Raw genomic sequence first — 20,974 nt, 5'->3', positions numbered from 1 at the left:
CGCGAGGCGGCGGAGGACCCGGGTTCGATTCCCGGCAGCTCCACCATCGACCCGGGTAGGTGATCGACCATCGATCACCTACCCGGGTTTCTTGTTGTCCGGGTGAGCCTGATCGGCAGCTTCGGGAAACGGCAGTGCCCGCCGTCGAGACTCAGAGGGTGAGTGTTCTCGACGACGGGCACGGTCGCTGTCGGTCCCGGAGACGTCGGAGACGGCGCCGAAACAGCGAGAGCGAAACGAAGAAATGTCCTCCCCGGCATCGTCTTCATTTCGTTCACTGAAGTTAGCCCACCTAATTGTGAACGCCAATACTACTTTCGGGTCAGAAACTCTGGTCCCATGGCCGTGATGACCTTTTCGTCAGTATCCGTACCGACGCGCGGATCGGGGTACTCATCCCGCGCGTGCCGCGGATCGGCGGCAAGATGAGAACACCACCATCGACGAGGAGAGCACATGGCGCACGAACGAGCGGGACAGCCGGCCACCGCGGCGGATCTCGAAGATCTCGCACACCTTGTCACCGCCTACTACACCGTGCAACCGGATCCCGAGAACGCCTCGCAGCAGGTGGCTTTCGGCACGTCCGGTCATCGCGGCTCGAGCCTCGACGGTGCGTTCAACGAAGCCCACATCCTCGCGACCACCCAGGCCATCGTCGAATACCGCGCCCAGCAGGGCACTTCGGGCCCGCTGTTCTTCGGCCGCGACACGCACGCCCTGTCCGAACCGGCCTGGGCGAGCGCGCTCGAAGTGCTCGTCGCGAACGGCGTCGAAGTGGTCGTCGACTCCCGCGACCGCTACACCCCGACTCCGGCCGTCAGTCACGCGATCCTGCAGCACAATTCCGGCTCCGGTGCCCGCGCCGACGGGATCGTCGTCACCCCCTCGCACAATCCTCCGCGCGACGGTGGCTTCAAGTACAACCCCCCGTCGGGTGGTCCGGCCGACAGCGACGCGACGTCGGTCATCGCCGCTCGCGCCAACGAACTGCTCGCCGCCGGACTCGACGGGGTGAAGCGGGTGCCGCTCTCGTCGGCGCTCGCGTCCGCCGGACGACACGACTTCCTCGCTGCCTACATCGACGATCTGCCGAACATCGTCGATCTCGACGTCGTCCGTGCTGCCGGGGTACGGATCGGCGCCGACCCGATGGGCGGTGCGAGCGTCGACTACTGGGGCGAGATCGCCGAACGGCACGCCCTTGACCTCACCGTCGTCAATCCGCTCGTCGACGCCACCTGGCGGTTCATGACGCTCGACACCGACGGGAAGATCCGCATGGACTGCTCGTCGCCGAACGCCATGGCATCGCTGATCGGCAACCGCGAGGCCTACGACCTCGCGACCGGCAACGACGCCGACGCCGACCGGCACGGCATCGTCACCCCCGACGCCGGTCTGCTCAATCCGAACCACTATCTCGCCGTCGCGATCGACTACCTGTTCCGCAATCGCCCCGGTTGGGCGGAGTCGAGCAAGGTGGGCAAGACGCTCGTGAGTTCGTCGATGATCGACCGGGTCGCCGCCGGCCTCGGCCGCGACCTGCTCGAGGTGCCGGTGGGCTTCAAATGGTTCGTTCCCGGGCTGAGCGACGGTTCGCTGGGCTTCGGCGGGGAGGAGAGCGCCGGTGCGTCCTTCCTCCGGCGCGACGGCTCGGTGTGGACCACCGACAAGGACGGCATCGTCCTCGCCCTGCTCGCGGCGGAGATCACCGCGGTGACGGAGAAGAGCCCGTCCCGCTACTATGCCGAACTCGTCGATCGGTACGGCGACCCCGCTTACGCGCGCGTGGACGCCCCGGCGACGCGCGAGCAGAAGGCGGTGCTGTCGAAACTGTCGTCCGAGCAGGTCGGCGCCACCGAGCTCGCCGGCGAACCGATCACCGCGACGCTCACTGCGGCACCCGGCAACGGTGCCGCGATCGGTGGCCTGAAGGTCACCACCGAGAACGCGTGGTTCGCCGCCCGCCCGTCCGGCACCGAGGACGTCTACAAGATCTACGCCGAATCGTTCCGCGGCCCCGACCATCTCGCCGAGGTCCAGCAGGCGGCACGCGAACTCGTCTCGTCCGTCCTGTCCTGAGCCCGCTCGCCCACCGCGCGACCGGGCGAGGTCGTGCGCCTCGCTAACATCGTGGGCATCATGCGGACACGTGATGCGGCTTTGCCGCGGGAAATCTGGGTTCTGGTCGTCGCGAGTTTCGTGATCGCGCTCGGCTTCGGTCTCGTCGCTCCCGCGCTGCCCCAATTCGCGCGAAGCTTCGACGTCGGTGTGACGGCGGCGACGGTCGTCGTGTCGTCGTTCGCGGCGATGCGACTGCTCTTCGCACCCGCGAGCGGGTCGCTGGTGCAGAAGTTGGGGGAGCGGCCCGTCTACATCACGGGCCTGCTCATCGTCGCCCTGTCGACGGGCGCGTGCGCATTCGCGGCGAGCTACTGGCAGCTGCTCGTCTTCCGGGCCCTCGGCGGCATCGGGTCGACGATGTTCACGGTGTCGGCGCTCGGTCTGCTCGTGCGGATCGCGCCCCCGGACGCCCGCGGGCGTGTGTCCGGCCTGTACGCGACCAGCTTCCTCATGGGCAACATCCTCGGCCCGCTCTTCGGCGGTGCCCTTATCGGACTGGGGCTGCGCGCACCCTTTCTCATCTACGCCGTGGCGCTGCTCGTCGCGGCCTCGGTCGTGGGGATCAGCCTGCGCTCGTCGGAACTCGCCCGTCCCGACAGTGGGGACGGCGTGCCCGTCATGCGCCTGCGCGACGCGCTGCGCTCGCCGGTCTACCGCGCGGCGCTGGGATCGAACTTCGCCAACGGCTGGGTGGTGTTCGGGGTCCGCGTGGCGATGGTGCCTCTGTTCGTCGTCGAGGCGCTCGACGAGGGTGAGGCGTTCGCGGGTGTCGCGCTGACCGCCTTCGCGGTGGGCAACGCACTCGTCCTCATCAAGTCGGGCAAGCTGTCCGACCGGTTCGGGCGGCGACCCTTCGTCCTGGCCGGTCTGGTGGTGTGCGGGGTCAGCACGATCGCCATGGGATTCACCGAGAGCGTCGTCTGGTTCCTCATCACCTCGTTCGTGGCGGGTATGGGGTCCGGGCTGTCGAATCCCTCGCAGCAGGCCGCCGTCGCCGACGTCGTGGGCAGCAAGGCCCGGGGCGGGCCGGTGCTCGCGACCTTCCAGATGGTCGCCGATGTCGGCGCGGTGATCGGTCCGGTCGCCGCAGGCTTCCTCGCGGACCGGTTGTCCTACTCGACGGCCTTCGCGGTGACGGGTGTGATCATGCTAGCGGCGACGCTGCCGTGGTTCGTCGTCGGACGCCCCCGGGTCGTCGAGCAGGCGACACAGGTGACCGACGACACGGCGCGGTGAGACGACCGCCCGGTATTGTCGCCGGCATGTGGGTCGGTCTCGTCTCCACGCTCGCCCGATACGGTCTGGCGGCGGTGTGGCTCGTCTCCGGTTGGGTGAAGTTCTCGGATCCGACGCAGACCGTCGTGGCGGTACGGGCGTACCAGATTTTGCCCACCGGCTGGGTGCGGCCGTTCGCCGCCGCCTTCCCCGTTCTCGAACTGGCCCTGGGCCTGGTCCTGCTCGTCGGTCTCGCGACGCGCTTCGCAGCGCTCGTCAGCGCCTTGGGGCTGGTCGCGCTCGTCGCCGCGATCGCCTCGGCGTGGGCGCGCGGCCTGTCGATCGATTGCGGCTGCTTCGGGGGAGGAGGTGTGGTCGAGGGCGTCGACGGCCGCGACTACGCGATCGAGATCGCCCGCGACGTCGGCTTCCTGGCGATGTCGATATGGCTGGTCGTCCGGCCGCGCACCTGGTTCGCGCTCGGTCCGGGTTCATGTGCTTCCCTCTCAGCGGCCCCTCAGCCGTCGATGGCAGAGTGAGATCGTCCTTCCCCACCGACGAGCAGTAGAGGGCAGCATCCGTGAGCGCGAAGAAGGTCTCATCCGGCAAGTACACACCGCAGCCGACGTCGAACAGGGTCACCTACATTCTCGGCGGCATCGCGATCCTGGTGATCGGTGCGCTCGTCATCGGTGGTGTCCTGTGGTCGTCGGGCAGCGGCGATCCCCGCAACGACGGTTACGGCTCCGTGCAGAACGGCGCGGTGGAAGTGTCGATCGAGGACGACGGCGCAATCCTGCTGGGCCGCCCCGACGCCCCACGGACCGTCGACCTGTTCGAGGACCCGCTGTGCCCCTACTGCGCCGAACTCGAACACAAGCACTCGCAGGAGCTCGCCCAGGCGATCGACGACGGCCAATTGGCGATCCGGTACCGGATGCTCGCTTTCCTCGACCGGGCGTCGAGCAGCGGCGACTACTCGACCCGCGCGGTGGCGGCCGCGCAGTGCGTCGCCGAGAGCGGCGATGCCCGCGCGTTCTCCGCATTCCACGACGCCCTGCTGTCGCCCGACAACCAACCGGCCGAGGGCGGCGACGGTGACATCGACAACGCGGGTCTCGCGCAGATGGCGCGCGACGCGGGTGCCTCCGAGGACGTCGCGCAGTGCATCACCGACGGCGCCCGGATCGATCAGGCCTCGGCCGACGCGGAGGCGGGACGCCGTCTGCTCGCGACGACCGGAGCGGCCGGCACGCCGGCTGTCGTGTACGAGGGGACCGTTATCGACGCCCTCGGCGACGAGAACTGGGTGACCGAACTCGTCGGATAGACGGAGCGGTGGCGGGAGCTGCGCACGGTGCGTGCTCCCGCCACAGTCACGCTGTCTACCAGCCGATTTGTTGGCGTCGAGCGCGATGGTGTAGTTTTCTTTCAGCGCGAAGGGGTCAACCGGAGCGCAACGGTACAACCGAATACGGGGCTATGGCGCAGCTGGTAGCGCACCACACTGGCAGTGTGGGGGTCAGGGGTTCGAGTCCCCTTAGCTCCACAAGATCGCTACAGGCGAGAGTTCACGCTCTCGCCTGTAGTCTTCGGTGGCGGTCCCCGTCAGGGCCGTGCAAGGGGCTATGGCGCAGCTGGTAGCGCACCACACTGGCAGTGTGGGGGTCAGGGGTTCGAGTCCCCTTAGCTCCACGTAAGTTGAGAAAATCGAAACCTGCCCCGCCTGAGTGCGGGGCAGGCTCGTTTCTGCGGTCACCGGCTCGGGGATGTCGGTGTTGACGTGATCCGGGTCGGCCTGACACGCCGAGCAGCGAGCTTGGCGGAAGGATCGACCATGACGGAAACACTGGAGCCCATGGCGGACGAGATGAACCAGCTGGAGTTGGCGCAGCAACTACTGGCCCAGGCCGAGGAACAAGGAGTCTAACTGATGGGCCCGAACGGACTGCTCGGGCAGTTGACGAAGACCGTGCTCGAAACCGCACTCGACGCTGAGGAACGAGCCGACGAGAGTGTCGACGCGGTCGAGGCTCAGCCCGGCGACGAATTCGTCAAACGGGTGCAGGGCATCAGCGAGGATCACCCCGTGTCAGACCTAATGGGAGCTACCGACCCCCACGACTGTGGCAAGGTTCGGTGTAGGTGGCGACCGGTGGGATAACACTCTCAAGACCAGGCGTGGCCCCGTCCCCGAGCAGTTGGGCTGATGCCTGAACTCAGACCGTGTACCCGCCGGTCGTGAGGGAAGCGGTGATCGCTGATGGGATGACGTACCCCGATGCCGTGCGTGTCGGTGAGTACTCGAGCCATTAGGTCGCCGACTGCTTTCCTCCGCTACCGGACCGAAAAATAGTGGATAGCAGCCTGTTCGGAGGGTCACTCCATGTTGTTCATCGGCGATGACTGGGCGGAAGGCCATCACGACATCGAGGTCGAAGACGACGTCGGCCGCCGGTTGGCGCGGATACGGCTGCCGGAGGGCGTCGAGGGGCTGGCCCGATTGCACGAGGTGGTGGCCGAACATCTCGATTCTGACAGCACCGGCAGCAGTGACCTCCCCGAGGGTGCGGTCGTGGTCGGGATCGAAACCGATCGTGGGGTGTGGGTGTCGACGCTGCTGGCCTGTGGCTATCAGGTGTATGCGATCAACCCGATGTCGGCGGCACGATATCGGGAACGGCACGGCACCTCAGGAGCCAAATCCGACGCCGGCGACGCTCACGTTCTCGCCGAGATCGTCCGGCTGGACCGGGGTCATCACCGCCAGATCGCCGGGGATTCCCCGCAGGTCGAAGCCCTGAAACTGCTTGCCCGGGCCCACCAAGGCCTGATCTGGGACCGGACCCGGCACCTGCAGCGGATGCGGTCGGCGCTTCGCGAGTACTTCCCGGCCGCATTGACCGCGTTCGACAACCTCGCCGCCCCGGACACCCTGGCATTGCTGCGCAAAGCTCCCGATCCGGATCGCGCAGCACGACTGACCACCGGGCAGATCACCGCGGAACTGGCCCGGGCGCATCGGCGCGGGGACCGTACCGCCACGGCCACCCGCATCCGCGATGCGCTGCGGGCACCGGCGCTGCGGCAACCTGCTGCGATCGAACATGCCTACGCGGTCGTCGTGGCCGGACAAGCGCGCATGCTCGAGCATCTGGCCGAGCAGATCGAGGAGCTCGAGCAGGAGGTCAAGCGCAGTTTTCGTCGGCACCCGGCCGCTGAGATCGTCCGCAGCTGTCCCGGACTGGGGGACGTGCTGGGCGCCCGGGTGCTGGCAGAATTCGGCGACGATCCGCACCGATACCGTAATGCCAAGGCCCGCAAGAACTACGCCGGGACCTCGCCGATCACCCGAGCGTCGGGAAAGAGGAAGACGGTGTCGGCGCGCTACGCCCGCAACAAGCACCTGGCCGATGCGTGTCATCAATGGGCGTTCTGCTCGATGAACACCTCGCCGGGTGCTCGGGCTTATTACGACGCGCTGCGAGCTCGGGAGGTCGGCCATCATGCCGCGCTGCGTCAGCTCGGTAACCGGCTCGTCGGGATTCTCCATGGATGTCTGAAGACCGGCACGATCTACGACGAGAGCACCGCCTGGCCCCAAGTTCCCACACAAGCCGCGGCTTGACACAGATACGCCATGGGATGTCTGAGTTCCACAAGTTGACGTCGTTTCTAGCCAATTCGTTAGGATCGCTGCAGGTCACGAGTTCGAGCATGTGGCGCGCGGGTCACTAATCGAGCGGAGTTTGGAGGTGGTGGATCTGTACGTGGTGCAGTCCAAGACCGCCTCCGGGGCCATCGGCGTGCAGATTTGGGAGAAGATCCGCGGTCGGCGCCAGATGATCGCGCACATCGGCTCGGCCCACACGCCCGGCGAGCTTGCGGCATTGATCGAGATTGCTAAGCAACGAATCGACGCTAACCAGCACGAACTCGATCTCGGGCTGGAGGATCGAGCCTCGGCGGTGGTCCGAGGTGAGATAGTTTTAAGCCTCCCACCGGATGGCTCTCGGGCATCAGAAGTTACCGTTAGATACAGTTCACTTGGCCGCTCGACAATCGGGAAGACCAACCCGGCGAACCTGTCGCAGGGGTGATCCAGTGCGACCTCGAGGCGAAGTCCGCAACCGTGACCTACCACCTCGGCAACGAAGCCGAGGCCTGGCGCTTCAACGATGACAACTCCATCGAGCTTCGAGCCGCGCTGGCCCCCTGACCCGACCCCCACTGAGAGGACTTGGCAATGCCCGCTCCCCAGACGACTGACCCGACAGCGCTGCTCGGCCGGTGGGAATTGACCGGCTTCTCCGAACAGGACGCCGGACACCGCTCGGGCAGCTACGCGATCATCTTCCGCGACCGTTCGCTCTACACCCCGGAAACCATCTCCCCCGCCGGAGGCGAAACGCTCGAGATCACCGACTCCGACGGCGAGGTCCACTTCTCGATGCGAGGCGGCGCCAAGGTCCCCTGGACCTCCGCCGAGAAGGAGCAGGGCGTCCTGACCGACTCGATCGAGGACCAGGACGGACGCATCGTCAGCAGCGTGGCGCCATACCTCCGCATGGAGCGACTCGTGGACGGCACCTGGGTGAGCAAGTACTCCGACAGCGACCTCGACATGAACAGCAACCTGTTCACCGACGGCCCCGACCTCATCCTGATGGTCACCACCATCGTCGACGAACTCTACGTCACCAAATACTTCTACCGCTTCTCCCCAGCCTGAGCATTCCGTGCGACCATTACAGGCTCTTCCCAGATGACGGTGTAGGTCGGCCGGGCGCGTCGGTCCGCAGATAGACGTCGAGGTCTCCCGACGATGGAGGTTCCTACGCCATCCATCCGAAAGACCTCGACGTGTCCGACGCTACCCCGCCGGCCGGCTTCGGCCGCCCTGACCGCCTTCGCGGCTCATCCCAATCGACCCTGATCGGGTCTGCTGACCCCCTCGACGAGAACGCAGCGACATCACAGCCACCCAACCCCGACCGTCCGAGAAGCCGGGACACGTCACATGGCCTGTGCTGCGGGCGTGTCGAGTGGGTCGTCCAGGGGCGACGCAGAGGCGTCGACGCGACGTGCTGAGAGGTGGTTCCAGTCGAGCACTAGCACACCGGCTACAGGCATGGCGATAGGTCAGGAACGGCGTCGCTCCCTGCGCAGGAGGGAGCGCAGAGTCTCGGCGTTCGCGTAGCCGACCCGTAGCGCGATCTCGGCGGAGGTGAGGTCCGTGGTTGCTGAGAGGTGCCGAGCTCGTTCGATGCGAAGCCGTTGGACGAAGCCGAGCGGAGTGAGGTTGAGCGCCGCACGGACTCGTCGTTCGAGGGTGCGCCGGCTGGTGCCGAGCGACTGCGCGACGAAGGCGACGTTGAACGGTTCGTCCAGGCGGGCGCGCACGAAGCGTTCGAACTCGACGACGATCGGGTCCTCGTGCCGGAGATGTTCGTAGGCGACGAAGGCCGCCTGCGACGGACGCTCGTCGATGATGAGGAGCTTGGCGACATATTGGGCCAGGTCGGGGCTGATCGATCGCACGAGTGAGAGCGCGAGGTCGATGTGGGCGAACGCGGCGCCGGCGGTGACGAGGTTCCCGTCGACCACGACCATGGTGTCGAGATCGAGGGCGACGGTCGGATAGCGCTTCAGGAACTCCGGCCCCAGGAACCAGCTGGTCGTCGCCCGCCGATGATGCATCCGTCCGGTCTCGGCGACGGCGAACACGCCGGTGCACGCCGCGGCGATCCGGGTGGTCGCGTCGTCGAGGCGCCCGAGTGAGGCGATGACCGAACGTGCATCTCGGCTCTGGAGGGCGTCGTTGGTAGCGGCGGCCGTGAGGGTTCCAAGCGCAGGGACGACGACCACGTCGAACTCTCCGGACTCCGACAGCGGGTGGTCTACCGACAGGGTCATCGATGCCGTCGTGGTCACTCGCCGTTTCGGTCCGAGGATGGCGAGTTCGATCGGGTCGATCCGCGGGTCGACATCGCCGCGGGCTCCGTCGGCCACCCGCACGATGTCGATGACCGACGCGACAGCCGAACCGAAGCAGCCGTCGATCGCGATCAGTCCGATACGCATGGCGCGAACAATAGCAATACTGTCGTATACGCCACTCCCCACCGGCCCTCGATCGTCATACGCTGAACTCGCCCCACGAAGAACCCCGACTTCAAGGAGAACCCCTCATGTCCACACCAGCATCACTTCCGTATGCATTCGTCGCCAAGATCGTCGCGGCCGATGGACAGCACGACGCGCTCGCCGATCTGCTCGCCGGCGCTGTCGCACTCGCCAACGAAGAAGTAGGAACGATTGTCTGGTTCGCGGCTAGGACCCACGCCGACACCTTCTGGATCTTCGATGCATTCCCCGACGAGGCCGCTCGCGACGCCCACGCCAACGGCGCCATCGTCGCAGCCCTGATGGCCAACCAGCACCTCCTCGGCGCAGCACCCGAGATCCTGGCGGCCGACGTCCTCGCGTCCAAGCTCCCGTAGTCCGCCAACGCACGAGACGATCGCGCCCCGCCGAGCCGTCGGACCCGACCGCCTCGACACCCGCACCACGTTGACGATCCCCGACGGGCCGATCACGAGGAGGCCAGGCAACACCAGGCGCAAGCCTGGAGCGGCACTGTTTCACCGGTGGTCATCGAGAGAGCCAGCGCGGTTCCATGGCAGCGCAACTGTGTCAACTTGCCCTCCGTCCCGCGAGGCGCCGTGGGCGGGTCGTGGTTGCGATCCGTTGCCGTGACGGGAGACGCGTTGCGCGTCGCAGCGATGACGGGTCGTTGGCGTTCCGGGGCGTTGCGTTCGTGCGCGCCGCGCGTGCGGCATGGAGCATCTCGCTGCGCACACAACGATCGCTGCGCCGACGCACCGTTGACACCTCGCACGTCCAGGTCGCGACACAACGCCACGCTGCGTTGACGAGCGGAGCGAGGCCTATCGGCACACGGGCAGGATGCCGGCCCGAGCGCTCAGCCGGCGAGGGGTCCGTCGCAGAGGAGAGCGACGTCGGTGTCGGGCAGAACCGTGAGGCCAGCGCATCGCGCGACCACCAGAACCGAACCGCCCCTGCCCTGCGTTTGCGCAGGTCAGGGGCTGTTCGCCGGAGCCGCCTGTCGGAATCGAACCGACGACCTAATCATTGATCGAGATTGCTAAGCAACGAATCAACGCTAACCAGCACGAACTCGATCTCGGGCTGGAGGATCGAGCCTCGGCGGTGATCGATCTGCCCGCCAGCACGGCAGCCGTAGTCAAACGCTCGTCGCCACGAATTTTGTGGCAGGGCTTGGCTGGCAGCTACGAGCGCCTGGGGTTGGGCGTGGTGGCGGATTCGGTATTCCGCGACCTGGTACTGGCCCGTCTGGTCGAGCCGACGAGCAAACTAGATTCGGTACGGGTGCTTGGGCGCCTTGGCCTAGATCCCCCGCACGTCAACACGCTTTACAACTGTCTGGGTCGGGTAATTGCTCGCGACTACCGCACTCTCATCGCGGCCGCTTGTTGGCGCCACGTCACGGCCGCCGGCGGCCCCGGCGTCGCCCTGCTGGTCGCCCGGGACGGATTCCCGCTGGACGTGCACGTTTTCGAGGGCAACAAGGCCGAAACCAAGACCTTGATCCCGGTGATTACCGCCTTCCAGGAGCGGCACGCAATCGCGGACATGGTCGTCGTGGCGGACGCCGGGATGCTTTCAGCGGCCAACCTCAACGACTCGAAGACGCAGGTCTACTGTTCATCGTCGGCTCCCGCACCTCCAAAGCGCCCAAGGAGCTCGAAGAGCACTTCGGTCGCCGCGGCAACGCATCGACGACGGCGAGATCGTGGAGCTGACCCGCCCGATGGGGCAAGGCCGCGACAGGCGCGACCGCCGAGTGGTGTGGCATTACAAGTGGGAGCGCGCCCAGCGGGATCGCCGCACGCTCAGCGCGCAGATCGACCGTGCTCAGCGAGTGGCCCACCGGGCCGAGCCCTTGAAGAAGCAGCGGTTCGTCAAGCTCATCGGACAGAACGTCACTTTGGACGAGGCCTCGATCGAACGGGCTCGCCAAGCGGCCGGATACAAGGGGTACGTCACCAATATCGACTCGACGATCATGGATGGCCACGCCGCGGTGGCGTCGTACCACGACCTGTGGAAGGTCGAGCAGTCGTTCCGGATGGCCAAGTCCGACCTCAAGGCCAGACCGGTCTTCCACCGGACCAGGGATTCCATCGAGGCGCACTTGACCGTGGTGTTCGCCGCGCTGGCGGTTGCCCGATACCTGCAGAACATCACCGGCGTATCGATCAAGAAGGTCGTCGGCGCCCTCGAACCCCTGCGCACGATCGTGGTCGCCATCGGCGACCACGAGATGATCGTCGAGCCGAGCATCAACGACGACGCCCGCAAACTCATCGATGCGATAAACGCGGGTCACCAAAAGTTGTGGAACTCAGGCCGGAGATCGGCGCGGGGTGATCCTCGCTCGGTGGACGGAGTCAGCGTCTGCGGGTCAGGCTCCGGCGTCATCGGCACGGACTCGTTTCGTCGTGCCGTCGAGCTCGGGGATGACTCCGAAGTCGGTGAGGAGTTGTCCGATCTGAGTGTGGTCGAGGTGCTTGATGATGCGGTTGCCGACGAACTTCGGGCCGGGGAGCTCTACCTCCTCGCCGTCGCGCAAGCGCGCGGTGGCCTCGAGCAGGAACCTGAGATCATAGGTGGAGTTGAAAACCTCCGGCACGCCGCGATCGATGCCCAGCAGCTGGTAGGCGGCCTCCATCGCAGTACGCACCGAGTACTCGGTGGTGAAGATCGTGTCGCGCGTGGTTTCGGCGAACTGGCCGATGAACGCGAAGTTCACTGCGCCCTCGGGCACCACGTCGGGGCGGTCACCGGCGGTGCGGGGCATGAAGAACGAGGTGACGTAGGGCATCATCACAGGCACGGTCTTCGCGCCGTTTGCCGCGAGCTCCGGGATGTCCTCGACGGGCACACCCAAGTGATAGAGCCATTCTTGGGTGATCTCTTCGCCGGTCGACTCCTGCATTGTCTTGCCGGTGAAGTCGCCGGGCACGTCTACGAACAGGCCGTAGACCCACACGACGATCTCGTCGGGTGCTTGCGCTTTGAAGTGCGGCTGGCGGTTGACTGTCCAGCTGAGCAGCCAGGACGAGTCTTTCGCGGTGACGATGCCGCCGGTGACGATGTTGCCGGAGAACGGGTCGCGCTTGGCGATCTTCTTGATGTACCTCGGGATCTCAGGGCCGATGGTGGTGACCGTCGCTGACTCCCACTTCGTCTTCGAGATGTCGCCGCAGAACACCTCGGGGCGTCCGAAAGAGGGGTGCTTGGCCGCGATGCGCCGCCACAGGTCCCACGCCGGCGCGGGACCTTCGTCGAGTCTGGCCGCATTGTGGTGGGTGCCGTCGTCGGAGTTCTCTGTGAGCGAACCGATCGTGGCGAGCACGAGGTCGTCGGGACCGAGGTCGACGCCGCCGGGCACGCCGCCCTTTGTCCAGTGGATGCGGGTGGCCTGTTTACGGTCGCCGTCGAAAACGAAGTCGATGTCGGTGACCTCGGTGGAGAACTCGAATCTCACGCCCTGGTCCAGGAGCCAGCGGTACATGGGCAGCACGAGCGATTCGTACTGGTTGTACTTTGTGAACTTCAGCGCCGAAAGGTCGGGGAGCCCGCCGATGTGGTGCACGAACCGGTGCAGGTAGAGCTTCAGCTCGAGTGCGGAGTGCCAGTTCTCGAACGCGAACATCGTCCGCCAGTAGAGCCAGAAGTTGCTGCTCAGGAACTCTTCACCGAAGATCTCGTCGATGCGCTTGTCTTCCATCTCCTCACGCGAGGCGAGAAAGACCTTGACCAACTCCTTCTGAGCTTTCTCGCTCAGGCCGAACTCATTGTTGGTGACGAACTCCTCGCCCTGCCGGTGTGTGACCCGGTTGAGTGAGTAGTTGGGGTCGTCTTTGTTGAGCCAGTAGAACTCGTCGAGGACGGATCCGTCGACCTCGAGCGACGGGATGGTGCGGAACAGATCCCAGAGGCACTCCATGTGGTCTTCCATCTCGCGCCCGCCGCGGATGACAAACCCTTTGTCCGGCTTCTTGATACCGTCCAGCGCGCCGCCGGGCAGGTCCAGGCGCTCGAGGATTGTGATCTTGTCGCCGGAGAGTTGCCCGTCGCGGATCATAAACACCGCCGAGGCCATCGAGGTGAGCCCGGCGCCGACGAACCAGGCGGTCTTGTTCTCGACTCCCTCGGGCTTGCGGGGGCGGGCGAAGGCTTCGTAGTTTCCACTGCTGTAGTACATCTGGCTTGCACGTCCTCTCGTGGACTGTTCTGCCGCGGTCGTGGGTCAGTTGTAGGTGTAGAAGCCCTCGCCGGTGGCGACGCCCAGCTTGCCGTGGTCGATGTACTCGCTCTTCAGCCAGGCCGCGAGCGCCTGGTCCTCCTCCCCGCCGTGGGCGAGGATGTTGTACGGGGTGACCAGGCCGATGACATCGGTGATCTGGAAGGGGCCCATCGGCGCTCCCGTGCCGATCCGCCACACGTTGTCGATGTCCTTCGGCTCGGCGTATCCGCCGGCGGCGAGTGCGTACCCGGCGTTGAGGAACGGCACCAGTAGCGAGTTGAGGACGTAGCCGGACTTCTCCTTGTACACGGGGATCGGAACCATCCCGATGTTGCCGGCGAAGGCGACGACCTCGTCGAACACGGCCGGATCGGTGTCGGCGGTGCCCATCACCTCGGCGGTGTTGAACTTCCAGACCCGGTTCGCGAAGTGCAGCGCGAGGAACTTGGCGGGGCGTCCGGTGGAGTCCTTGAGGTCGCTGGGCAGAAGTGTCGACGAGTTCGTTGCGAAGATCGTCTTCTCCGGTGCGAGCTCGCCGAGCCTTCGGTAGGTGTCCTGCTTGATGGACAGTACCTCGGGGATCGCCTCGATGACCAGATCCGCGTCCGCGACCGCGTCGGCGAGGTCGGAGGAGAACCGGACGCGGGTGAGCGCCTCGTCCGCCTTCCCCTCGGCTGCCCCCGCGACTCCGTCGTCCTTGTAGGTGGTGACGAGAGCGTCGAACCGCTTCTTGGCTGCCTCGATGGCATCGCTGCTGATGTCATATGCGGTGACCTGGAAGCCGCTGTAGGCGGTCTGGAAGGCGATCTGGGTGCCGAGGACTCCGGTTCCCAGGACGGTCACGTGTGTGATGTTGCTCATTGTTCTGTTTCCTTCATTCCTTCTCGGGCGGCGGATCCGGCCGCCGGGGTGTGTGCAGCACGCCGGTCACGATGAGCGTGACCTGACGTCTGAGGTCGTCGATCGCGTCAGCCTCGGGGATGTCCGAGGCCGTCATCCGAGCGATCGCGAGATGAGTGACGGCGAACAGCGAGGATCCTGCGACGCGTGCCTCCCCGTCGCTGAGGGTCGGAGCGGCGCGTCGTAGCGTGTCGGAGAGGGACGCCTCGAGCTCGAAGATCAACGCCATGCCCTCGGCCCGGAACTTCGCGTCGTGAGGGCCGAACAGCAGCTCCCGCTGGTACGCAGCACTGTTCTCCGGCTCACGTGCGGCAGCGACGACGAGGGGGTGCAGGCGGGCGAAGACCGCGGCGGCAGGATCCGGCGTCAACGCCGCACGCGCGGCGCCCTCATCTATCGATGCCCGGAGTGCCTCGTTGTAGACCATGAGCAGCAACTCGCTCTTGGTCGCTGCGTACCGGAACAAGGTCCCCGCTGCGACCCCGGCCGCGGCGGACACCTCCTGCGTCGTCACCGCGGAGAACCCGCGCGCACGCAACAGATCGGACGCGGCGCGAAAGATTCGCTCCCGCTTGAGCCGCATGTTCTGCTCGCGGCGGGACTCTATCTCCCGAACGCCCGGGCGCCGTCCGCGCTCTGAAAGCTGCTGCACCTCGCTCACATTAATGAGTGTACTCATTTTCTTGCGGACCGCAAAGGGCGTACGCACGCGATCGGCGACAGGTGTGGCCGGTGTTGTGGCTCTTCGCAGTTGAGGGGGTGGGTGGCTGAGCGCGTCGGTCGCCGGATGAAAGTCGAGGCCTTCCGATGATGGAAGTTCTCACACTGACCATCCGCCGGAAGACCTCGACGTGCACCACGCTACCTTCGCGCCCCCCGACCTGACCGTCTTCTGACACCTCGACGAGCTCGGTCTTGTGGCCGTCGGTCAGCTGCTCGAGCCGGATCGCGCGGTGATCGAGTGCCGCGTCGCCGAGCCGGACCCGTGGTGCCGGGGATGCGGTAGCCGGGCGCTCTCGCGCGGGACGGACACGCGGCGTCTCGCCCACGAGACATCCTCGCGTTCTTCGACCGGACCGGCACGTGCAACGGCCCGACCGGGACCGTCAACGGGTGCCTGGAGCGCCTCCGCGGCTCGGCCCTGAACTTCCGGAACCTGACGAACCTCATCCGGTCGAGACAGCTGAGGAAGGCTCCGCCTCGGTGCGCCTGGTGGACACGCACGCTTCGAATAGCCCTGTGGCTCGCGACCATCCGTGCCAGCGCTGGGGCAAGTTTCGACAAGCCTCCCGCTAGGTCCACCGTTCGGAAGACATTCCTCGCGGGAGACTTCCTCGCAGCAGCTCTTCTCGTCGTTCTGCAGCGGCCCCGCGCGTCGCGAGGCCGCTGCATTCTCACGATCTCAGCCCGCCGAGCCGGTGGACGTGTACAGCGTCATGCCCCAACCCACCGTCGTGCGCTCGGGTTCCGCGAGGCCGGCCGCCTCGAACAGTGCCAGGTGGTCCTCGTGCGTACGACCACCGCCGCCGCTGAGTGCGAAGTCGACGAGATCGTCCTCGTAGTCGTGCTCACCGGCGATGTCGTCGAGCACAGTGCCGAAGACGAGGACCCGGCCGTCCGGATTCAGTCCCGCCGCTGCCTGCTGCAGCACGTGCACGGCGTCGGCATCGGGCAGTTCGTTCAACCGCCCGGTCAGCAGCACCGCGTCGACCGGTTCGGGGCGGGTTTCGAGCATGCTGCCCGGCGTATAGGCGACGCGCTCGTGCTCGCCGTGGACGCGACGCAGGACCTCGATCTCCGACGGCGCGGCCACCACGGTCGCCCGTACCGACGGATTCGCCGTGACGAGGGCGTGGGCGTAGGAACCGGCGGCCTCACCGGAGACCGCGATCGTCGAGACATCGGAGGGCACCTTCGCCGCGAGGGTACTGGCGAAGTAGACGGCCATTTCGGCTTCCTGCTCGTACCGATCCGTCAGGAGAGCGGTGTCGTCTGTGACGCGCTGCGCGAAGCTCTTACCGAACCGATGTGCGTCGTCCCCGCGACCCGTGCGGACGGCAGCGAGCAGTGCGAGCATGCCCGCCAGTTCCCGCTGCGCGTGCACACCGTCGAGTCGCAGTTCCTCGAGGTGGTGGTCGTCCTCGAGTTCACGGCCGACGCCGGTGAGCCGGAACCGGCCCTCGCCCAGATCCTCGGCCACCCCCACGGCGACGAGATAACGGAGAAGTTTGCCCAGACCGGTGCGGTCGGTCCCTGTCTTGGCCACGAGTTCGTCGAGGGTGCGCGGCGACGCGTCGAAGGCCGTCGCCAGTCCGATGGTCGCTGCGACCCGCAGCGCGAAACCCGGTGCGATCTCGGCCAATTCGTCGAAACGGTCGCGTTCGTCCTCGGTCGCCTCGAAATCGGGCAGGGAGGCGTCGGCCTCCGACACCGCGACTTCCTGACGACGCCAGTAGCCGGTGACCTCCACCTGTTCCTTCGGCAGGCCCTTCTCATTGCGCAGCCACCGCCGGATCGGGGTGAGCGTGAGGGCCTCACCGGCCACCCACGCGAAGACCGTGCCGTCCCACCACTCGGCGGCCCGGAGGGCATCGAACAACAGGGTGGTCGTGCCCGGCTCGGCGCCGTCGCGGCTCAGCCAGGTCAGCTCCACACCGGCGGGAACGGGAAGATCCTGCCGATTCGAGTCGTCGGCGATCTCGACGAAGATCCGGCCGCGTGCACCCTCCGGCCAGTTCTCGAGCCAGCGCCCGATGGCCGGCAGCGCCGTCTCGTCGCCTGCCACGAGCGTCCAGTCCACGCCCTGCGGGTGTCCGGCCGACGACTTCGGTCCGGCGATCTGGATGGTCTCACCGGGTTCCGCGCGGTACGACCAGCTCGACGCGGGACCCACGCCGTGGCGCACGAAGTCCACGTCGATCTCGCCGGCGACCGGATCCCAGCGCCGGACGGTGTAGGTGCGCATGAGCAGCTTCGGATCGCGCGGCCAGTTCACCACGCCGTCGGCCTGGGTGGGGCCGAGGGCCTCGTCGAGTTCGGGATGCTTGAACATCAGCTTGAACTCGTCGTCCACACCGTCGGACCGGAACGCCTCCACCGGGAATCCGTTCGGCGCGACGTGCGCCCGCAACTGTTCGCCCCCGAGGGTCACCCGCCGCATCCCGGGGCTCACGTCCGTCACGCGGAGCACCTTCAGGTACCGCGTGGTGATCGGGAAGACCTCGAGGGGGCGAAGACTACGGGCCATGGGTGCGTTCTCCTCGGCAGGGGATCGTGGACGGCGGAACGACCGGTCTCTCCGCCCGCGCGGTGACCTGCGTTTAGGCGAACCTTACTTCAGAGGGCATTCGTCTGCCGCGACCCGTCCTGGCCCGCGCGACGACCGTTCGCGTACATCTCGTCGACGAGACTGGCGTACCGGGCGAGCACGCGATCCCGGATCGGACGCCCGGCCGGGTCGAGATCGTCGGTCTCCAGCGGCTCGCTCACCGCGACGAAACGGCGGATGCGTTCCCACGGATCCGATCGGGCGTCGAGCTGTTCCAGCGCGGCCGCGACGACCGGTTCCGGCGCGGTGGTGAACACGAGACCGACGCAGTACGGGCGCAGCTCCCCGGCCACGACGAGTTCGCTGCCCGGACACATCCGGCGCCAGCGGTCGGCGAGCGCGGTGGGGCCGACGTACTTTCCGGTGCTGGTCTTGAAGGTGTCCTTGCGGTGCCCTGTCACGACGACGAATCCGTCGGCGTCGATCTCGGCGAGATCGCCCGTGTGGAACCAGCCGTCGGCGTCGAGCGCGGCGGCACTCTCCGCGGGATCGTCGTGGTAACCGGTCATCACTCCGGGACTCCGAATGAGGAGTTCGCCGGTGTCGGCGATCCGGACCTCCGTGCCGCGCAGTGGTCGGCCGACCGTGCCGGGGCGGTGCGCGCCGAGCAGGTTCGCGCACGACGGTCCGGAGGTCTCCGTGATCCCGTAACACTCGAGCACCGGTACACCGAGCTGCTCGAACCGCCGGGCGACGTCTTCGGACAATCGCGCCGATCCGGAGACGACGAAGCGGAGCCGACCCCCGAGCTCGTCCCGTTCCAGCCGGGCGATCTTCTCGAGCACGTGCGGGACCGATCCCAGGAAGGTCGGCCGGACCGTCCGCAGATTCGCGGTGACGCGGTCGGCGCGACCGTCGACGGCGGTGCTCACACCTGTGTGCATGGCCATGAGCAGCAACGACCGGCCGAAGACGTGCGCGAGCGGCAACCACAGCAACTGACGGTCGGACGACGAGATCATCCCGGTCTGCGCGACGGCACGGGCGCCGTAGGTCGTGCCCCGGTGGGTCAGGCACGCGCCCTTGGTGCGGCCGTCCTCGCACGCCGTGTATATCAGCGCGGCCTCGTCGTCCGGGGACAACGCCGCGATCCGTCGCTCCACGACGTCGGGGTCGGTGCGCAGCAGACGGCGCCCTTCGTCGGCGAGCTTGTCGAGTCCGTCGATGCCCAGGACGTCGGTGGCGGCGACCGGCCGGTCGGCGACGGTGAGGACGGTGTGCGCACGCCGGATCTGCGACCGCACCTCGTCGTCGCGGGTCGCCGGGTAGATCGGGACGGTGACGCCGCCCGCGCACGCGATCGCGAGGTCGGCGACGACGGTCCGATAACAGGTCGTCGCGCAGATCGCGACNCCCCGACCGATCAGTCCCGCCGCGAGGTCGAAGACCTCGCGGCGTACGTCCGTCCACGTCGCAGGACGCCACCGTTCACCGTCCGGGCACAGGTAGGCGACGGAGTCGGGGGAGCGGGACACCCGGTCCAGCAGCAGACGCGGCACGGTCGCGGGGAACCCGTCGCGACCGTCGATCGCGGTCGCGGTGCCCGTCGTCGCGCGGGGGTCCGCCACTGTTCGCAGCACCTCCCACGGACGAGGAATCGAAGTCGCCCCAGTGATCGGAATGTTACCGCCGGCCGGGGTCCGAGGGGCCGAAGTGGCGCAGTACGCGATGCACGCGTCGGCAGGGGCCGGGGCTCCTCCGGGAAGGCGCCGGTGGACGCCGATATCGTGGGCATGTGAGTCCCGCTGCCCGTCGCCCTGAGGTCCTGATCGCCGAGCTGCGCGACGTCCTCACCGGTCCGCTCGCGGAGATCGCGCAGCGATTCTCCACCTATGTCGACGACCTCGCTCCGCACAGTGCCCTGGTGATCTTCACGAGGGAATGCACCGGCCGGCCGCGGAAGGTGGCCGGCGACCCGTCGATCGTCGACCGGGTGACCATCGCCGAGCTGGATCGGGTGCGGAACGACCTCACCGCGGGGGAGATCCGCCGCGGCAGCTTCCGTCTCGCTGGTCGCGATCGTGAGGTGTGCGCGATCCTCGACAGCACCGACACGCTCCTGGTGTTCGTGCCTCGCGGGGCCCGGGCCACCTCCGCGGCCCTCGTTCTCGTGCGGGCGGCGTTCGGCGTGGTCGCGACCGGCATCCGGTTGCAGGTGCACACCGCCAGCCCGGCATATCTCGCGGAATCGCGGGCCGCCTCCGCGGAGCGGGCCCGCACCGTCGCCGAGCTCACCGAATCCCATGCCGTGACCCTCGAGACGATCCTCGCGACCCTGCGGTCGAAGGATCTCGACGACACCCGTGCCCGGACCACGGCGCGGGAGACGGCGACCGAGGCCCTGATCGGCCTGCGATCGGCGGTGGACCTGCACCGCGAACTCGCGGAGGAGGCACTGACCACCGCGTTCGCGCGACTCCACGGTGAACTGCGCGATCTGGTGCGGCACCGCCCGCTCGACCTGCAGATGGTCGCTCCGCCGGTGGGTGGACGGGGACTGCCCGGCGAGGTCGCGCACGCGGCCCGCGCGATCGCCCGGGGCGCGGTGCTGGCGATGTCCGGTCAGACCGACGTGACGCGGGTGCGCGTCGCGTGGACCTGCGACGACTCGACCCTGCTGGTGGACGTGCGCGACGACGGGAGCGGCGAGATCGACGTCGTCGAACTCGGGCGCCAGCTGCGCGACCGCGTCGAAACCCTCGGCGGTGGAATCGAATCCGAGTCGACCCCCGGCTGGGGCACACGGATCGCGGTGAGCTTCCCGCTCGACCTGCCGATCGCTGCAACGGACGGACCCGCTCTCGATGCGCTCGCCGCGCTCGCGCCCCGGGAGATCGAGGTCCTCGAACATCTCGTGGCCGGACGGCGCAACCGCGTCATCGCCGAACGTCTCGGCGTGAGCGAGTCGACGGTGAAGTTCCACGTGGCCGGCGTACTACGAAAACTCGGCGTCAGCACTCGCGGTGAGGCCGCGGCTCTCGGTGCAGAGGCCGGGGTCCGCGCCGCGGGCTGACGCCGAGTTCTCGGTCGTCGGGTGGCCCGTCGAG

17 protein-coding genes, 2 tRNA genes and 3 pseudogenes are annotated in these 20,974 nt (G+C 67.2%); 14 read left to right on the top strand and 8 right to left on the bottom strand.

Annotation, left to right across the window (positions count from 1 at the left end; translation table 11 throughout):
* The first annotated feature begins 456 nt into the window (after positions 1-456).
* The 11 genes and pseudogenes from pgm (at position 457) to QR64_RS15405 (ending at position 8,074) form a co-directional block, all read left to right on the top strand.
* Positions 457-2,085 (top strand): phosphoglucomutase (alpha-D-glucose-1,6-bisphosphate-dependent), encoded by a 1,629-nt coding sequence (gene pgm / locus QR64_RS15450; protein ID WP_024101457.1) that lies wholly within the window; start codon positions 457-459, stop codon positions 2,083-2,085.
* Positions 2,086-2,145: 60 nt separating this feature from the next.
* Positions 2,146-3,363 (top strand): MFS transporter, encoded by a 1,218-nt coding sequence (locus QR64_RS15445; protein WP_033097228.1) that lies wholly within the window; start codon positions 2,146-2,148, stop codon positions 3,361-3,363.
* A gap of 26 nt (positions 3,364-3,389) precedes the next feature.
* Complete coding sequence (locus QR64_RS15440; protein WP_024101455.1) at positions 3,390-3,881, top strand: MauE/DoxX family redox-associated membrane protein; 492 nt, start codon at positions 3,390-3,392, stop codon at positions 3,879-3,881.
* 41 nt (positions 3,882-3,922) lie between these two features.
* Complete coding sequence (locus QR64_RS15435) at positions 3,923-4,672, top strand: DsbA family protein (RefSeq protein WP_006550359.1); 750 nt, start codon at positions 3,923-3,925, stop codon at positions 4,670-4,672.
* A 146-nt stretch (positions 4,673-4,818) separates the two neighbouring features.
* Positions 4,819-4,891, top strand: a tRNA-Ala gene (locus QR64_RS15430).
* A gap of 73 nt (positions 4,892-4,964) precedes the next feature.
* Positions 4,965-5,037 (top strand) — tRNA-Ala (locus QR64_RS15425).
* A 163-nt stretch (positions 5,038-5,200) separates the two neighbouring features.
* Positions 5,201-5,341 (top strand): annotated as a pseudogene (locus QR64_RS27945) (IS256 family transposase); the annotation flags it as partial.
* 387 nt (positions 5,342-5,728) lie between these two features.
* A complete protein-coding gene (locus QR64_RS15415; RefSeq protein WP_039586061.1) occupies positions 5,729-6,970 on the top strand; it encodes an IS110 family transposase in 1,242 nt (413 codons plus the stop codon).
* Between the two features lie 127 nt (positions 6,971-7,097).
* Positions 7,098-7,442 (top strand): hypothetical protein, encoded by a 345-nt coding sequence (locus tag QR64_RS15410; protein WP_152640960.1) that lies wholly within the window; start codon positions 7,098-7,100, stop codon positions 7,440-7,442.
* A complete protein-coding gene (locus QR64_RS28580) occupies positions 7,439-7,561 on the top strand; it encodes a hypothetical protein (RefSeq protein WP_268814373.1) in 123 nt (40 codons plus the stop codon). Before QR64_RS15410 ends, QR64_RS28580 begins: the two co-directional genes overlap by 4 nt.
* Positions 7,562-7,588: 27 nt before the next feature.
* Entirely contained in the window at positions 7,589-8,074 is a 486-nt protein-coding gene (locus tag QR64_RS15405) for a hypothetical protein (RefSeq protein ID WP_033097161.1), read from the top strand.
* A gap of 410 nt (positions 8,075-8,484) precedes the next feature.
* Here QR64_RS15405 and QR64_RS15400 read toward each other — a convergent pair whose 3' ends face one another.
* Entirely contained in the window at positions 8,485-9,426 is a 942-nt protein-coding gene (locus tag QR64_RS15400) for a GlxA family transcriptional regulator (protein ID WP_039586057.1), read from the bottom strand.
* 107 nt (positions 9,427-9,533) lie between these two features.
* On the opposite strand from QR64_RS15400, the gene QR64_RS15395 reads away from it, so the two are divergent.
* Positions 9,534-9,845, top strand: a complete 312-nt coding sequence (locus QR64_RS15395; protein ID WP_006247389.1) for a putative quinol monooxygenase — start codon at positions 9,534-9,536, stop codon at positions 9,843-9,845.
* Between the two features lie 1,217 nt (positions 9,846-11,062).
* Here QR64_RS15395 and QR64_RS28895 read toward each other — a convergent pair.
* The 4 genes from QR64_RS28895 to QR64_RS15375 form a co-directional block, all read right to left on the bottom strand.
* Positions 11,063-11,776, bottom strand: coding sequence for a hypothetical protein (locus QR64_RS28895; RefSeq protein WP_411908084.1), 714 nt, complete (start codon positions 11,774-11,776; stop codon positions 11,063-11,065).
* 75 nt (positions 11,777-11,851) lie between these two features.
* Entirely contained in the window at positions 11,852-13,657 is a 1,806-nt protein-coding gene (locus QR64_RS15385; RefSeq protein WP_006550365.1) for an oleate hydratase, read from the bottom strand.
* A 45-nt stretch (positions 13,658-13,702) separates the two neighbouring features.
* Complete coding sequence (locus QR64_RS15380) at positions 13,703-14,560, bottom strand: 3-hydroxyacyl-CoA dehydrogenase (protein ID WP_006550366.1); 858 nt, start codon at positions 14,558-14,560, stop codon at positions 13,703-13,705.
* Between the two features lie 13 nt (positions 14,561-14,573).
* Positions 14,574-15,260, bottom strand: coding sequence for a TetR/AcrR family transcriptional regulator (locus tag QR64_RS15375; RefSeq protein WP_230811593.1), 687 nt, complete (start codon positions 15,258-15,260; stop codon positions 14,574-14,576).
* 190 nt (positions 15,261-15,450) lie between these two features.
* Between QR64_RS15375 and QR64_RS25930 the strand changes: the two are divergent.
* A pseudogene (locus QR64_RS25930) lies at positions 15,451-15,651 on the top strand (ISL3 family transposase); the annotation flags it as partial.
* 350 nt (positions 15,652-16,001) lie between these two features.
* On the opposite strand, the gene QR64_RS15370 reads toward QR64_RS25930, so the two are convergent.
* The 3 genes and pseudogenes from QR64_RS15370 to QR64_RS27930 form a co-directional block, all read right to left on the bottom strand.
* Positions 16,002-17,846, bottom strand: a complete 1,845-nt coding sequence (locus QR64_RS15370; protein WP_039586049.1) for a siderophore-interacting protein — start codon at positions 17,844-17,846, stop codon at positions 16,002-16,004.
* A gap of 89 nt (positions 17,847-17,935) precedes the next feature.
* A pseudogene (locus QR64_RS15365) lies at positions 17,936-19,279 on the bottom strand (AMP-dependent synthetase/ligase); the annotation flags it as partial.
* A gap of 1 nt (position 19,280) precedes the next feature.
* Positions 19,281-19,402: hypothetical protein (locus tag QR64_RS27930; RefSeq protein ID WP_235367161.1), on the bottom strand; the 122-nt coding region annotated here is incomplete at its 3' end.
* 260 nt (positions 19,403-19,662) lie between these two features.
* Here QR64_RS27930 and QR64_RS15360 point away from each other — a divergent pair.
* Positions 19,663-20,940 carry a LuxR C-terminal-related transcriptional regulator gene (locus tag QR64_RS15360; protein ID WP_039586046.1) on the top strand — a complete coding sequence of 426 codons (1,278 nt, stop codon included), beginning with the start codon at positions 19,663-19,665 and terminating at the stop codon, positions 20,938-20,940.
* Positions 20,941-20,974 lie beyond the last annotated feature (34 nt).

It is taken from the genome of Rhodococcus sp. Chr-9 (genome assembly GCF_000801125.1).
GTDB classification, from domain to species: domain Bacteria; phylum Actinomycetota; class Actinomycetes; order Mycobacteriales; family Mycobacteriaceae; genus Rhodococcus; species Rhodococcus pyridinivorans.
The sequence above is the reverse complement of the archived record's forward strand: the minus strand, read 5'-3'. Positions and strand labels throughout refer to the sequence as shown.